Genomic DNA, 14633 nt, shown 5'->3' on the forward strand with positions numbered 1-14633 from the left:
TTAGCCTATATTCAGGGATTTGGCGAATGGAACATGAGGGGCCAAGGGGAAGGTAGGTAGGTATTGAGATGAATCCTTGGATTTATGTTATGGTCAGTGTAGCTGTTGCTGCTTTCGTCGGCGGTATCACAAACCATTTCGCAATCAAAATGTTATTCCATCCGAGAAAGAAGATGATGATCGGTCGATTTCGCGTCCCGTTTACCCCGGGATTAATACCGAAGCGTAGAGAGGATATCGCACAATCGCTCGGGAATGTCGTTGCCGATTATTTAGTGACTTCGGAAGGTCTGCAGGATATGGTGCTCCGTCCCACCTTCAAGCAGAAGGTAGAGGATTATTTGCGGGCGCTTCTCTATAAATGGGCGCAAAGTCCACTCACCTTGAAAGAGGCTGCTTTAACCGTGTGGGAGGAGGAAAAGTGGGAAGCGATCAAGCTGAAGCTTACCGGCACAACCAACGCGGTTCTTGAGCGTGGGATGGATTGGTTATGGGATCAATATGGTCTGGGTGACAAGCCGCTCAAGGAGATGATCCCTGGCTGGACAGAGGAGAATCGGGAGCGCTGGAGCGAGATAGCTGCGGAAGCTCTGCTGCGCACAATTGAAGAGGAACTGCTCTCTGCCGGAGGTCAGCGGATGCTGTCTAAGATGGCGGCCGGCTTGGCCGATCAGGCTGGAGGATTCCTGGGAACCATGGCAGCGATCTTTATGGACGAAGATAAGATGGTGCGCAAGCTGACCCCTGCTCTAGTCCGTGCTCTACGGGGGGATGAGACGAGGGCGAAGGTAGCGAGAGCGATTAAGGACAAGCTGGAGGAATATGCTGAGAAGCCGGTCAACGAGCTGTTGCAGCTATTAGCGGATGAAGAGGGCAAAGACTGGATCCTCTCACAGCTGCGGAGGCTGCCGCTGGATAAATGGATAAGCAAGGTCGAGGAATTGAAGGTATCATCCTTGCTGGCTTCCTGGGAGCCTCAACTGGAGCAAGCGATCCCCGGCTTTACAGACCGCATGCTCAAAGGGATCGTTCGTGGGATTCCGGTAGTGATGACGGCTATTCAATTGCCTAAGCTGGTGCATGAGCAAGTGCAGAAATTCCCGATTGAATTGTTGGAGGAAGTCATTCTTAGCGTCTCCGGCAAGGAATTCCGCGCAATTACTTGGCTGGGTGTGGTCCTTGGAGGAATGATCGGCTTGGTGCAATCTTTGTTCATGTTGTGGTGGCGGTAGCCAGGTTGCTTAAGGAACCTGGCTTCAAGGGAACCGATCCTATTGCGCACGTATGAAAAGTGGCGGGTCCCCCGTGAATCGGTTATTATGGTTTGGAGTCTGTTCACAAAATTTCAGGAGGACATAGAAATGAATATTTATGATAAAGCGAATGAATTAGCGAATTCATTGAGAGAGAGTCAGGAGGTTGCGGATATCAAGTCAGCGATGAAGCTGATCGACCTGGATCTGGATAGCAAGCGGATGCTGGACGAGTTCCGCGCACAGCAAAATGCAATGCAGCAGCGGATGATGTCCGGGGATATGCCATCCCAGGAAGAGATGGGGCAGATGGAGAAGCAATTCGAGAGCCTTAGCCTTAACCTCAATATTCGTCGCTTGTTCGACGCCGAGCGCCGCTTGAGCGTTATTATTCAGGACGTAAACAAGATCATTACTGACAGCCTGCAAGACCTGTACGGTCCATCAATCCAAGGCTAGAGGAACTAAATAAATCGAGCCTATTGCGAGTTCAAAAAAGTTGGTTTTTCAGTATCGAGAAATTGGATGAAGCTGGGGATTGAGGAGCGTAGCGTAGGGAAAGCGGTGTGAGCACCTGAGGTGTTTCCGCAGGAAACATGACTTCTTAGGCATTCGCTTAGCCCGGCCGAATTCAAGAGTCGATATCGAATCGGCTTCCAGTGTTTCTTCGTGATCAAAAGCGACTTTTTGAACAACCTATCATATTGTTGGAACCTTCTTCATAGAGTAGATATATAGATTCCATGTACGAGCTGATGGAACATCGTCTATTCCAAGAAATGAAGGAGTTGTAGCTAAGATGAAAGTTGTCAAGAAGAAGAGCAAGTGGAAGCATGCCGTGTATTTGATCCTAGCCTTGGCTATGCTGGTATATGCCATTCCCCTGATTAAATTCCAGCCGGGCGGGGATTTTGTATCCTGGTTCGGAATAGTCTGGGCAGCGTTTGCCCTATTAATTATTGGAGCGCATTTGCATTTCCTGCTTGGTGTGAACGAGGAGAAGCAGCGGGCCCTGGATGCTGCCCGCCGCGCCAAACTAAGCGAGTGGCAGGGCAAGTGGGGCACTACGGAGCGACAGAATCATAGCATGTAAATGATTATATTTAAACAGCAAGCGCGAATCTTCCGGTTCAAATCGAACGGGGAGGCTCGCGTTTTTTTCTTGGGAATACGGGTTGCCTTTTCGACGAGTGATTTAACGGTAATCCAAGAATTCTATTAATGATAGCTATATTCACTAGTAAAAAAGTTTAGTTTTTACTAAATCCAATAAGACTTAAAAAGCCCTTTTATGTGAAAAAATAAGCAAATATCTCGTTTTAAATGGATTTACAGGCAAATTAAGGATGAATTACGATTATTTTTACTGATAAAAATTGTTGACTTTTTACTAAAATTAAAAATATAATGAGAAAAAAAGAAATGCTCCACTTGGATAAGAAGGGAAGAAGCTGTAGTGTGAAGCGATATTCAGTCTTATTTTTAGTAATTTCGAATGCGCTTTCATATCAAAGAATTCCAGGGGGTGCCTACAGCAAACTTAGAATAGGCGATTCATAACATCTTTATGTAGCGGGATCGGGATTCAGCGTAGTCTTAAGATTTGGAACACCATTTTAGGGGGGGCTTTTATGCTGAAAGCAAAGGGGAAATTATTATTTATCGTTATGTTGCTAGTCGTTCTGTCTTTAACGGCTTGTGGTGGAGGAACGGGAAATAAGGCGGAGCAGGGCGGCAAGCAGACGATTCGGTTTGCAACTTGGGATTCTGAGGATAACTTGACGCTGCAGCAAGAACTGATCGATAAGTTTAATGAGCAACATCCTGATATTCAAGTGAACCTGGAGGCTTACGGCAGTGATTATGACACGAAGATTACCGCTGGTATGGGAGCCAAGGATGCTCCGGATGTGATGTATATGTGGAATTACCCGACCTATAAAGATGCATTGGAGCCTTTGGACGCTTATATCGAGAAGGAAGGCAGCGACTTTAAGGATAATTTCTATGAGACGCTGTGGAACTACAACTCGGCAGATGATCAAATCCTGGGCCTGCCGGTCGGCTATACTACACATGTCGTCTACTATAACAAGGATTTGTTCGATGCGGCGGGCGTTCCGTATCCGCAGGACGGATGGACTTGGGAAGATCTGCAGGCAGATGCCAAGAAATTGACTGATGATGCGGAGAGTATCAGCGGATTTGCCTTCTCAGGCAAGCCTGATCCTTATGATTACGAGATGTTCCTATGGGGGAACGGCGCATCCTATGTGGATGATCAAGGCAACCTTGAAGGGAATTTGAATAGTCCCAAATCTGTTGAAGTGCTAACTATGTTCCAGAATATGCTTAAGGAAGGATACGCGATTACCACCGAAGGCTCGGGAGCAACGGAGATGAAGTCAGGCAAGGTAGCCATGTTCACAAATGGAGCCTGGTCGCTCGGCAGCCTGCGTGAAGCGGGGATTAATTTCGGAGTCGTTGAATTGCCTAAGTTCAAAGATGGAAGCGCTGTCAGCATCGTGTCTTCCTCAGGAATTTCGATGTCGAAGGAATCGAGCAAAAAGGATGCAGCCTGGGAGTTCATTAAATTCTGGACGAGCGAAGAAGCCAATAAGGCGCGTATTGATTATGAACTGCCTGTGCTTAAGAGCGTAGTGGAGAGCGAGAATTTGCAGAATGATGAGCTGAAGAAAGTATTCTATCACATGCTTGAGATGAGTGAGAAATATACACCAGCTTCATTTAAAGTGGATAACTGGAGTGAAATCTCCGAGCGTCTGGAACTGGCGTTTGAGTCGATCTTTAATCCGAGTACTTTGATGGATCCGAAGGCTGTGCTGGATGATGCCGCTCAGTAATTTATTATGGAATGACCTCGATTAAGAGATGGAATGAATGTGGGGGCGATAAGGCTGTCGTCTCCCTCCTTTCCTATCATCATCACCCGCTCAGGGATATGCTATCAGACTAAGAGGAAAGTCGGAGGTTAGCTATGGAACAAGCAGCCAAAAGCTATAAACGAGCCCGCAAATTAGCAAAATGGACTCCTTATTTATTTATATCGCCCTGGATCGTCGGGATCTTGCTGTTTACGGTTGGACCGTTAGTATTTTCGTTAATCATGAGCTTCTTCAATTGGCCTGTCACCTCCAAGCCAACGTTTATCGGGCTTGGCAACTATTCCAAGATGTTTACGGATGACCCTCAGTTCTATAAATCATTGTGGATTACATTGAAGTTCGCCATCTTCTATGTCCCGCTCAGCCTGGGCATCTCGTTGATACTGGCCCTGCTCATTACACAGAATGTGAAAGGGGTCAAAATATTCCGCACCATCTTTTATCTGCCTGCCGTTGTGTCCGGGGTTGCTGTCTCGATTATTTGGGGCTGGATATTCAACACCAAATACGGGATTTTAAACTACGCATTGTCTTTGCTCGGATTGGAAGGGCCGAAATGGCTGGTTGATCCGAACAGCGCGATTATCTCCATCGTCATTGCCAGCGCCTGGGGTGTCGGAACGATGATGTTGATCTTCTATACGAATATAAAAGGCATTTCGCCGGATTTATATGAATCGGCAGCGATTGACGGAGCGGGGCCGTTCCGGCAGTTCTGGAGCATTACCTTGCCGCTGATTACGCCAACGCTATTTTTCAACTTGATTACATCCACGATTTCCGCATTGCAGCAATTGACGCTGGTCCTGCTTCTAACCAATGGCGGGCCGCTCAAATCGACTTATTTCTATGGACTGTTCGTGTACAATAATGCGTTCAAGCACCATAAGCTTGGTTACGCCAGTGCGAACGCCTGGTTTATGTTCATCATCATTTTATTGTTAACAGCATTGATCTTCAGATCTTCCTCTGTATGGGTGTTCTATGAGAATGAAGTGAAGAATAAGCCTGCGCGGGGAGGAAAGGGCAAATGAAGACATCAGCATGGTATAAGACGATCATCTATTCTCTACTTGTGTTGTTTTCGATCTACTTTCTGTTTCCTTTCATATGGATTGTGCTGACCGCGTTGAAAACAGAATCCGAGGTGTATCAGTATCCGCTCGTGTTTTTTCCGGGTGGCTGGAGATTCTCCAACTTTGTTGATGCCTGGAATGCTCAGCCCTTCAGCAAATATTTGCTGAATTCGATCACGATTACGGTGCTGACAACCATTGGACAGATCATTTCCTGTTCGATGATCGCTTATGGTTTCTCCAGATATGAGTTCAAGTTCAAGAATGGTCTATTCATCCTGCTATTGGCGACGATGATGATCCCTTGGGACGTTACAATGATTCCGCTTTACATGCAGTTCAATTTATTCGGCTGGATTAATACCCTGAAGCCGCTGGTCATACCTGCCTTTTTCGGTTCGGCCTATTATGTATTCCTGCTGCGGCAATTTTTGATGGGCGTGCCTAAGGAACTGGAGCATGCAGCCAAGATTGACGGGGCTAATGACTTCCAGACATACTCCAGAATATTTGTGCCGATTATGAAAGCGCCGCTAACGCTGATTGCCGTCCTTAATATTCTTAGCGTCTGGAACGACTATCTCGGACCGCTCATCTTCTTGCAGGATCGCTCAAAGTATACGCTGGCACTAGGGCTGGCTGCGTTTAAAGGAGTTCATGAATTACAGATCATTCCGATTATGTCGATTACGATACTAATGATTATTCCGCCGGTCATCGCCTTCTTGTTTGCACAGAAATATATAGTTGAAGGAATTAGCGGAGCGATTAAATAACAGCGTCAAGCGTTATACAACCACGGTATTGGGGAGGAAGTTGGTATGAGAAGAAGCTATAAACGCTGGGAGGATATTCATCTATCTCACATCAATCGTAAAAGCGCGAGCGCAAGCTTCTGGCGTTATCGCTCGAAACAGCAAGCGCTAGAGATGAATAAGAAGGAGAGTATCGGTTATCAAAGTCTGGACGGAGTGTGGGAATTCCTCTATCTGGAGGCGCCCGAATTGTCTCCAACAGGCTTCTATCAAATAGATTATGATTCTAGCAAATGGGATCGCATTGAAGTTCCCTCCTGTTGGCAGATGAAAGGGTACGGGAAGATGAGTTATACCGATCTGTACTATCTTTTCCCGATTCATCCCCCGTATGTGCCAACCGACAATCCAACGGGAATTTATCGGCGCAGCTTCCGTGTGGGGGAATTGGCTTCTGGACAGCGCACCCTATTGAAATTTAACGGCGTGGATAGCGCCTTTGATCTATGGATTAACGGTGAGCATGCCGGCTACAGCAAGGTGAGCCGCCTGCCATCAGAGTTCGATATTACACCGTATATTGCAGCGGGAGATAATCAGATCACGGTTCGTGTCTATCAATGGTCGGACGGAACTTATCTGGAAGATCAGGATATGTGGTGGTTAAGTGGTATTTTCCGTAGTGTTGAACTATATCAGGTGATGGAGACAACGGTTGAGGATATTTATGTCGTCACGGAATTCGATGAATCGTATCAGGATAGTGAGCTGAAGGTGCAAATCAAGCTGGGTAGCTGTGCCGAGCATGAGAAGAATGTCAGGATTACCTGCGAGCTGCTTGACGATCAGGGGGAACTTGTGACTGAGATGGAGCGAGGAATGACCTTCTCTGCTGGGGCTACCCAGGATATTACGTTGAACCGGCTGATCTCCGCGCCTAGGCAATGGACGGCAGAAACGCCTAATTTGTATTCACTACTCGTAACGCTGTATGAAGGAGAGCAGGTTGTAGAGGTCATTCCACTGCGCATCGGCTTCCGCTGTGTTGAAGTAAAGGATGGCAACATTAGGGTGAACGGAAAGGTTATCATGATTAATGGCGTCAACCGCCATGACCATGATCCGGAGCAAGGCCGTACCGTTAGTCCGGAGCGCATGCTGCAGGATATCCTGCTCATGAAGCGGCACAATATCAACGCGGTTCGTACGGCCCATTACCCGAACAATGAAGTATTTTATGACCTCTGTGACCAATACGGACTGTATGTTATCGATGAAGCGGATTTGGAATGTCATGGCTTCGAGCTGATCGGTCGTTATGATTGGCTATCCGATAATCAGGAATGGGAACAAGCCTATGTGGATCGTGCTGAGCGAATGGTGCTGCGCGACCGCAATCATGCTTCGATCATTATGTGGTCCTTGGGCAATGAATCAAGCTTTGGCAGCAATTTCGCCAGCATGGCCCAGACCTGCAAACGGCTGGACCCGACGCGCCTGGTTCATTATGAAGGGGACCGTAAAGCGATTGTCACCGACGTCTATTCCACGATGTATACAAGGTTTGAGGCACTGAAGGGGATCGGCCGGGATGAGGAGGGCAAGAAGCCTCATATAATGTGTGAATACGGACATGCCATGGGGAATGGACCGGGCGGTCTTCAGGAATATCAGGATGTATTCAGGCAGTATAAGCGGTTGCAGGGCGGCTTCATCTGGGAATGGTGTGATCATGGCATCCAGCAGATTGATGCCGACGGGAACACCTATTATGCTTACGGCGGAGATTTCGGCGATGAGCCTACGAACGGCAATTTCTGCATCGACGGCATGATATACCCTGATCAGACACCTTCGCCAGCGCTGCTGGAATATAAGAAAGTGATTGAACCGGTGAAGACAAAGGCTGTGGATCTGAAGCAGGGCATGATTGAGATAGAAAATACGTATCAATTTCTTGATCTTTCTCATTTGCAACTCGTATGGAAGGTTGTACATGACGATCAAGTGCTTGTCCAAGGCAAAGCATCACTGGATGCCATTATGCCTGGTGAGCGGAGGGAGCATCGAATGGATTATTCTATAGATGAAGTGCTTCCCAACACGGACTACTATTTGAATTTGCAATATCAATTGAAGGATGGAACGATTTATGCGGAACAGGGGCATGTAGTCGCTGATGCGCAGTTCAAGCTTCCGTATGAACGAACCGAATTAACGGTACGTCAAACATCAGGAGAATTAAGCATCGTACGGGATGCGCTGTATACGACAATATCCAACGCCCAGTTCGAAGTGGTATTCGACCATGTGTACGGTTACTTGCACAGCTATCGCCGACATGGCGCGGCATGGATTGAACGCGGTCCGAGGCTGACGATGTGGCGGGCGCCGATCGATAACGATATGTATAAGGTGGATGATTGGAAAAAGAAGTATTTTCTTCATCTCAGCAGTGAGCAATTCATGGGCTTTGAAGTGAAAGATTATGGCAGCTACGTGGAAGTGAATATATCTACTTACTTCAGTGCATTGAATCAGGCCTTTGGCTTCGAGACAGTTTACCGTTATACCGTGTATGCGGATGGAACGATCCGGCTTCATTTGGCGGGAGAACCTGTGATCCATGGCAAAGAGGTTCCGTCTATGCTGCCGCGGTTAGGTATCGAGATGCATGTTCGTCAAGAGCTCGAACAGGTGACCTGGTACGGCAGGGGGTTCGGAGAGAACTACGTTGACAGCAAACAGGCAGCGATGATGGGAGTATATCGCGCAGCGGTTGAAGAATTGCATACTCCTTATGTGTATCCGCAGGAGAATGGCAACCGTACCGATGTGAAATGGTTCAGCATGTCGGATCGTGAGTCATCGTCGATCCTGTTCAAATTACGGCACAGCTGCGAGCTTACTGTGCATGATTACACGACAGAAGCGCTCGAACGGGCAAAGCATCCTCACGAATTAGAGAAGGCTTCCTATCATGTTGTTCATATCGATGATATGCAGACAGGACTAGGTAGCAATAGCTGCGGCGAGGAGCAGCTTCCTCCATACAAGCTTGGTCTTCGTCCATTTGCCATCGATGTGGAGTGGTTGGCGGTTATGCCCGGGACTGAAGTGAGTACAAGCAAACGGCTGTATGCCGAGAAGGGGTGAGGCGATGAACATCAATATTGCGGACATTCCGTTCAGCCGTTACGGATCATACTTTGCGTTCTCCCTGGATCGGAAGAACGGTCAGCTGATGCTGCGGGATCTGCATGGTGGAGATGAGGCGCCAAGCAATATATTTGAGGTTCGTCTTATGCAGAATGGCGTGCCGGTGGCTTATGATCTGGATGTAACAGAGACGAGGCTTCGCCTCGTCCATCGCGATCAGCCAGAACAGTGGGCAGAGCTATGCTTTAGTGATGAAGATGTTATTCGCGGCATGATGAATGGAGTATCCTTACAGCTAATAGCGCACAAGTCGCGTTATGACAGTCTTATGCCTTACAGGGAGAAGCAATGGGAGTACCATCTATATACGAAGGAAATCAAGCTGATGTTTACGCTGCTTCAGGGAGAGGTTGAGGTGGATGCACCCTGGAGTACGGTGGGCAATGAGCGTATATCTATTACGTTCAATCCGAACGGCGGGGAAAGCAGCTTTGCGATCGAGAGCTATAAGACAGTCCGGATGAGACGAGAGTATGATGACTATCCTGCGGCGTATGAGCGGGTAAAACAGCATTATGCGCAGTGGCTGCAGCAGATGGCAGTTGTACCGGAGCGGTTCGAGCCATCGCGCCAATTGGCTTCTTATATAACATGGTCCTGTGTCGTGCATCCCGAAGGTCAGCTAACAGATTACGCAATGTATATGTCCAAGAACTGGATGTTTAATATTTGGAGCTGGGATAACTGCTTTAATGCCTTAATGCTGAGTAAGCAGCGGCCCGAACTGGCGCTGGCTCAACTGGAGATATTTATAGCCCATCAGGATCAGAGCGGCATTTATGCGGACTTCATTAATGATAAGTTCATTTCCTTCAATTGCTGCAAGCCGCCGATCCACGCTTGGGCTTTCACGCAGATGAGGCAGCAGAATGCCAAGTTCAATGAGCCAGCGCTTGTAGTCAGGATGTATGATAGCTTGAAGCGGGCGACGAATTATTGGCTGGAACATCGCCGCAGCGATGCTCGTTATCTGCCGGTGTACAATCATGGCAATGACTCGGGCTGGGATAATGCTTCGATCTTCCACGATGGGGTTCCGGTCGAGTCGCCTGATCTGGCAGCTCATCTGATCCGCCAGATCGATATATTAAGCGATATGGCGGTTGAGCTAGGTCTCATAGACGAAGCGAAAAAATGGAGCAAGATGGCCGATGAGTTGTACGATCTGCTTATGGAGCGCTTGTATGTGGGAGGCACCTTCGTTGCCAGATATGCTCCGGAGGACCGGATTATCGAACATCAGGACAGCCTGATTCTGTTGATGCCGCTTGTGATTGGCTACAGGCTGCCGCCGGAACTAACCGACAGGCTGGTACGGATATTAGTTGAGAAATTCGAAGCTCCATACGGAATATGTACAGAGAGCATGGATAGTCCGCTTTATAAGGACAATGGCTATTGGCTAGGTCCGATCTGGGCACCGGTCAGCTATTTGTTCATTGATGCACTTCAAAATAATGGATATAATGAACTTGCGGCAGCGTTGGCGCATAAATTTATGGAACTGACACTTGTCGGCGGAATGGCGGAGAATTTCGATCCATTCAGCGGCAAAGGCCTGGTCGATCCTGCCTTTACTTGGACATCGAGTGTATTTCTGCTGTTAGCGGAACAGTTCGCTATGGCGGTGAATGAATAAGGATGAGAAAATATGCAGGTGAACTCGGCCTCCTGTTAGTAGCGGTTATCTGGGGAACGGGATTTATTGCGAGTGCGATTTCGCTTGATTTTATGTCACCCTATCAAGTGATGGCAATTCGCTTTCTGATCGCCTCCTGCCTTATGGCCCTGATCTTTATCAAGCATATACGGGCATTGACGCGGCAAGCGTTAGCGGCGGGTGTAGTGCTGGGCATATTTCTATTCCTGGCTTTCCTGTTGCAGACCTTGGGGCTGCAATATACAACCCCTTCCAAGAACGCATTTCTGACCGCAGTCAACGTGGTGATTGTCCCGTTTATCGGCTTCCTCCTCTTTCGGAGAGGCTTGGATAAATTCGGTTTGATCGGTGCGGTTCTGGCCATTGCCGGCGTTGGCATTCTATCCGTAGAATTGAACGGGGCGTTTAATACCGGAGATGCCTTGACATTGCTATGTGCGGTTTGCTTTGCTTTTCATATCTTCTTTACGGCTGAATTTGTTAAGAAGCACTCGCCGATCGGACTGACGATCGTGCAGATGTTTACGGCATTCTTGCTCTCTATACTAGTCATCGTGTTCCGTGGGGAATCGGTTCATTTCGATTTCGACGGCAGAGGTTTGCTGGCAGCGTCCTATTTAGGCGTATTCAGCACGACGGTTGCTTTTCTGGTACAGACCCTCGCGCAGAAATATACGACCGAGACCAAAGCGGCGATCATATTGTCGACGGAGGCGTTGTTTGGCACTCTGTTCTCGGTGTTAATCTTGCATGATCAGCTTACGATACGTATCATTATCGGTAGTATATTGATTTTGGCAGCGGTGATCACCGCGGAGACGAAACTGGCTTTTTTACAAAATAAGATGAGTAGGAGGTATAATGGCAACGATTAAAGAGATTGCGGATATAGCCAATGTCTCCATTGCGACTGTGTCGCGGGTATTAAATTATGATGAGACGTTGAATGTGACCGATGAGACGAGACAGCGGGTCTTTGAGGCTGCTGAGCAGCTCTCCTATCAGGCGCCGAGTCGCAAGAAGCGCAAGCGGAGATTCAAGATCGGGCTCTATTATTCTTATTCTCTGGAAGAAGAATTGGATGATACCTATTATCTCTCGATTCGTGTTGCATTGGAGAAGAAGCTGGAGCAAGAAGGCCATAAAATATACCGTATCCGCAGCGGCGATCAGCCCGAACGGCTGCGGACGATCGATGGAATCATATGTCTCGGGTTCTTCGTCAGAGAAGACATCGAGCGCATCTCAGCCTTTCAGAAGCCGGTCGTCTTTATTGATTCATCTCCGGACCCGGACCGCTTTGATTCGGTTGTCATCGATTTTCATAAGGCCACTCGCAAAGCGCTTGATTACTTGCTGGAGCTTGGGCATACGAAGATTGGCTTTATTGGCGGTGTCGATACGGATAAATCGGGCAATCATTACTATGATCTGCGGCAGGAAGTGTTCGAGAAGTATTTAAAGAGCAAGGGCCTCTATCATGAGGAATATATAAAGATCGGCGGCTATAATCCGAAGGATGGCTACCTGCTGCTGAAGCAGCTGCTGGAGCTCAAGGAGAAGCCGACTGCCGTATTCGTCGCGAATGATACGATCGCCGTTGGGCTTTACAAGGCCTGCTCCGAACTGGGGTATCGCATACCGGAGGATATTAGCATTATCGGATTCAACGATATCTCGGCTGCACAGTTTATGGTCCCGCCTCTGACTACGATTCGTTTGAATACGGAGTTTATGGGTGAGACGGCTGTGCTGCTGATGCAGGACCGCTTGAATAGCGACAGGGAGATCTGTCTGCAGATCACGATCCCTACGAAGCTGATCATACGCGAGAGCGCCATCGATGTGAGATGAACAGCGGGGCGTGGGTGCTCCGCTGTTATTAAGTGAGAGTGAGTCGTATTGTGTTGTAGCTCATAGCTGGAACCGATTTGGAGGGTTGCCTCATTCGCAATAATTTTGCTGCGATCGGGCAGCCTTTTCTGTTTTTTAATAGCCTTACCTAGCCTAAAGTCTAGCTTCAGATACCACCTGAGACGGTTATGTCACGCAAATGAGCCCGATATAATAGATTTATAAACTCAGAGCGTGAACTCAAAGGAGTGTTTGAATGATGAAGGCAACAGAAGCGACCGCCACGGTGCGGTCAGGTAAGGTGAATTGGGCGTTATTTAATCCGAAAACCTATGCAACGATCCTCTATTTACTGATATCTCTCCCGTTAGGGATTATCTATTTTACGGTAGCGATCATAGGAATTGCACTATCCGTAGGTCTAACCCCTGTATTTATCGGAATACCGCTATTTTTTGGCGTAGCTAAGCTGTTGAATGGGATTGTGAAGTTTGAACAAAACATGATTAGACAAATTTTAGGTTTGCCTACTCCTCCTGTTTCGAATCCCCACAATCGACAGTCTGAGGCTGGGCAGAACTGGTTGAAACGAATGATCAAGGATTTTGACGGGGCGCTATTCATTCGCAACCTGCTGCTCGTATTACTGAGATTTGTAACAGGCATTGTCTTCTTTATTATTATGATAACGGCGATTTCATTAGGGCTGGGACTTATCGCTCTTCCCGTCGTGCATATTATTTTGATGAATGAAATGCAGCTCGATATTTTAGAGAATAGCCTATTTAGCTATTTTCATATCGATTGGACCTATAACCAGCAATATATGCTGTATGTAGGTGCTGGCCTTGTACTTTTTTGGGTCGCACTTCGCGTCGTGAATGGACTCATGCAAGTTCAGCGCAGAATCATGTATGTGGATGAGCCATATCAGCAGCCATCAGTACCGATGGAAACGACGGTCCAGCCACAATATTATGACTACCCCGAAGATCCCTCTACCCAAGCGATGATACAGCCAGCCTACAGAGAGCTTTAAAAGCTCTCTTTTTTATTATGGCTTAAGCCAGTTGAGCTCGCGAAGCGTGCGAAACAGAAAACCACCTGCTATGCGGGTGGTGTAGTCCATGCTTATAGCAAAAAACCACCTGTTGCGTTCGTTATAATAGAAGTGTTCAAGCTACTATGTATAACGAAAAGAGAAGGTGGTTTAATGGCTAATCGAAGTGATATGTCACATACAAAGTGGATGTGTAAATATCATATCGTATTCACCCCAAAGTATAGACGAAAAGGGATCTACAATCAATACAAAGAGAGTATCCGAGATATCTTGAAGCAACTTTGCAATTACAAAGGTGTAGAGATCATCGAAGGACATTTAATGCCAGATCATATCCATATGCTAGTAAGTATTCCCCCAAAGATGAGCGTCTCGAGCTTTATGGGATATCTGAAGGGAAAGAGCGCACTGATGATCTTCGACAAGCATGCAAATCTGAAGTATAAGTACGGAAATCGGCACTTCTGGGCAGAAGGCTACTATGTGAGCACAGTAGGTCTGAATGAAGCAACTATTCGAAAATACATTCAGGAGCAGGAAAATCATGATATAGCTCTAGACAAGCTCAGTGTGAAGGAATATGAGAATCCCTTCAAGGGATAGCTGGTATTAACGCCCCCTTCAGGGGTAGGCAAAAGCGGCAAAGGCATAGTAGCTTGAGCGAAGTGAAAGCTAGCGCCTTTAGACGCGAGCCGGTAATAAAGGCTTATAGCCTTAGAGCAAACCACCCGTTAGACGGGTGGTCATGATTATGGCTTAAGCCAGTTGAGCTCGCGAAGCGTGCGAAACAGAAAACCACCTGCTATGCGGGTGGTGTAGTCCATGCTTATAGCAAAAAACCACCTGT

General features: G+C 47.5%; 12 protein-coding genes. All 12 read left to right on the forward strand.

The window, feature by feature from the left end; all coding sequences use genetic code 11:
• Nucleotides 1-68: 68 nt before the first annotated feature.
• Nucleotides 69-1232 carry a DUF445 domain-containing protein gene (locus tag DMN77_RS12640; RefSeq protein ID WP_179015246.1) on the forward strand — a complete coding sequence of 388 codons (1164 nt, stop codon included), beginning with the start codon at nt 69-71 and terminating at the stop codon, nt 1230-1232.
• 129 nt (nt 1233-1361) lie between these two features.
• Entirely contained in the window at nt 1362-1712 is a 351-nt protein-coding gene (locus DMN77_RS12645; protein WP_068780289.1) for a YlbF/YmcA family competence regulator, read from the forward strand.
• Between the two features lie 340 nt (nt 1713-2052).
• Nucleotides 2053-2346 (forward strand): hypothetical protein, encoded by a 294-nt coding sequence (locus DMN77_RS12650; protein WP_179015248.1) that lies wholly within the window; start codon nt 2053-2055, stop codon nt 2344-2346.
• A gap of 538 nt (nt 2347-2884) precedes the next feature.
• On the forward strand, nt 2885-4117 hold the full coding sequence (locus tag DMN77_RS12655; protein ID WP_179015249.1) for an ABC transporter substrate-binding protein: 1233 nt from the start codon (nt 2885-2887) through the stop codon (nt 4115-4117).
• A gap of 134 nt (nt 4118-4251) precedes the next feature.
• On the forward strand, nt 4252-5193 hold the full coding sequence (locus tag DMN77_RS12660; RefSeq protein WP_068780291.1) for a carbohydrate ABC transporter permease: 942 nt from the start codon (nt 4252-4254) through the stop codon (nt 5191-5193).
• A complete protein-coding gene (locus DMN77_RS12665) occupies nt 5190-6011 on the forward strand; it encodes a carbohydrate ABC transporter permease (protein ID WP_068780292.1) in 822 nt (273 codons plus the stop codon). The genes DMN77_RS12660 and DMN77_RS12665 overlap by 4 nt, the downstream gene beginning before the upstream one ends.
• Nucleotides 6012-6056: 45 nt before the next feature.
• Nucleotides 6057-9146 carry a glycoside hydrolase family 2 TIM barrel-domain containing protein gene (locus tag DMN77_RS12670; protein ID WP_179015251.1) on the forward strand — a complete coding sequence of 1030 codons (3090 nt, stop codon included), beginning with the start codon at nt 6057-6059 and terminating at the stop codon, nt 9144-9146.
• 4 nt (nt 9147-9150) lie between these two features.
• Nucleotides 9151-10848, forward strand: coding sequence for an amylo-alpha-1,6-glucosidase (locus DMN77_RS12675; protein WP_256872364.1), 1698 nt, complete (start codon nt 9151-9153; stop codon nt 10846-10848).
• Between the two features lie 2 nt (nt 10849-10850).
• Nucleotides 10851-11744 carry a DMT family transporter gene (locus tag DMN77_RS12680; protein ID WP_179015252.1) on the forward strand — a complete coding sequence of 298 codons (894 nt, stop codon included), beginning with the start codon at nt 10851-10853 and terminating at the stop codon, nt 11742-11744.
• The gene (locus DMN77_RS12685; protein WP_179015254.1) at nt 11731-12723 is read left to right on the forward strand and encodes a LacI family DNA-binding transcriptional regulator; all 993 of its coding nucleotides are present in this window, start codon (nt 11731-11733) and stop codon (nt 12721-12723) included. Before DMN77_RS12680 ends, DMN77_RS12685 begins: the two co-directional genes overlap by 14 nt.
• Before the next feature lie 259 nt (nt 12724-12982).
• Nucleotides 12983-13762, forward strand: coding sequence for a sensor domain-containing protein (locus DMN77_RS12690; protein WP_068780311.1), 780 nt, complete (start codon nt 12983-12985; stop codon nt 13760-13762).
• A 174-nt stretch (nt 13763-13936) separates the two neighbouring features.
• Nucleotides 13937-14389: an IS200/IS605 family transposase gene (gene tnpA, locus DMN77_RS12695; RefSeq protein WP_179015255.1), complete on the forward strand. Its 453-nt coding sequence runs from the start codon at nt 13937-13939 to the stop codon at nt 14387-14389.
• Nucleotides 14390-14633 lie beyond the last annotated feature (244 nt).

The organism is Paenibacillus sp. 79R4 (assembly GCF_013393165.1).
GTDB lineage: Bacteria > Bacillota > Bacilli > Paenibacillales > Paenibacillaceae > Fontibacillus.

Excerpts from the sequence above, each read along its gene's own strand:
- DMN77_RS12680 (WP_179015252.1), top strand. The coding sequence starts at position 10,851 with ATGAGAAAATATGCAGGTGAACTCGGCCTCCTGTTAGTAGCGGTTATC.
- DMN77_RS12675 (WP_256872364.1), top strand. The coding sequence starts at position 9,151 with ATGAACATCAATATTGCGGACATTCCGTTCAGCCGTTACGGATCATAC.
- DMN77_RS12660 (WP_068780291.1), top strand. The coding sequence starts at position 4,252 with ATGGAACAAGCAGCCAAAAGCTATAAACGAGCCCGCAAATTAGCAAAA.
- tnpA (WP_179015255.1), top strand. The coding sequence starts at position 13,937 with ATGGCTAATCGAAGTGATATGTCACATACAAAGTGGATGTGTAAATAT.
- DMN77_RS12685 (WP_179015254.1), top strand. The coding sequence starts at position 11,731 with ATGGCAACGATTAAAGAGATTGCGGATATAGCCAATGTCTCCATTGCG.
- DMN77_RS12650 (WP_179015248.1), top strand. The coding sequence starts at position 2,053 with ATGAAAGTTGTCAAGAAGAAGAGCAAGTGGAAGCATGCCGTGTATTTG.
- DMN77_RS12670 (WP_179015251.1), top strand. The coding sequence starts at position 6,057 with ATGAGAAGAAGCTATAAACGCTGGGAGGATATTCATCTATCTCACATC.
- DMN77_RS12655 (WP_179015249.1), top strand. The coding sequence starts at position 2,885 with ATGCTGAAAGCAAAGGGGAAATTATTATTTATCGTTATGTTGCTAGTC.
- DMN77_RS12690 (WP_068780311.1), top strand. The coding sequence starts at position 12,983 with ATGAAGGCAACAGAAGCGACCGCCACGGTGCGGTCAGGTAAGGTGAAT.
- DMN77_RS12665 (WP_068780292.1), top strand. The coding sequence starts at position 5,190 with ATGAAGACATCAGCATGGTATAAGACGATCATCTATTCTCTACTTGTG.
- DMN77_RS12645 (WP_068780289.1), top strand. The coding sequence starts at position 1,362 with ATGAATATTTATGATAAAGCGAATGAATTAGCGAATTCATTGAGAGAG.
- DMN77_RS12640 (WP_179015246.1), top strand. The coding sequence starts at position 69 with ATGAATCCTTGGATTTATGTTATGGTCAGTGTAGCTGTTGCTGCTTTC.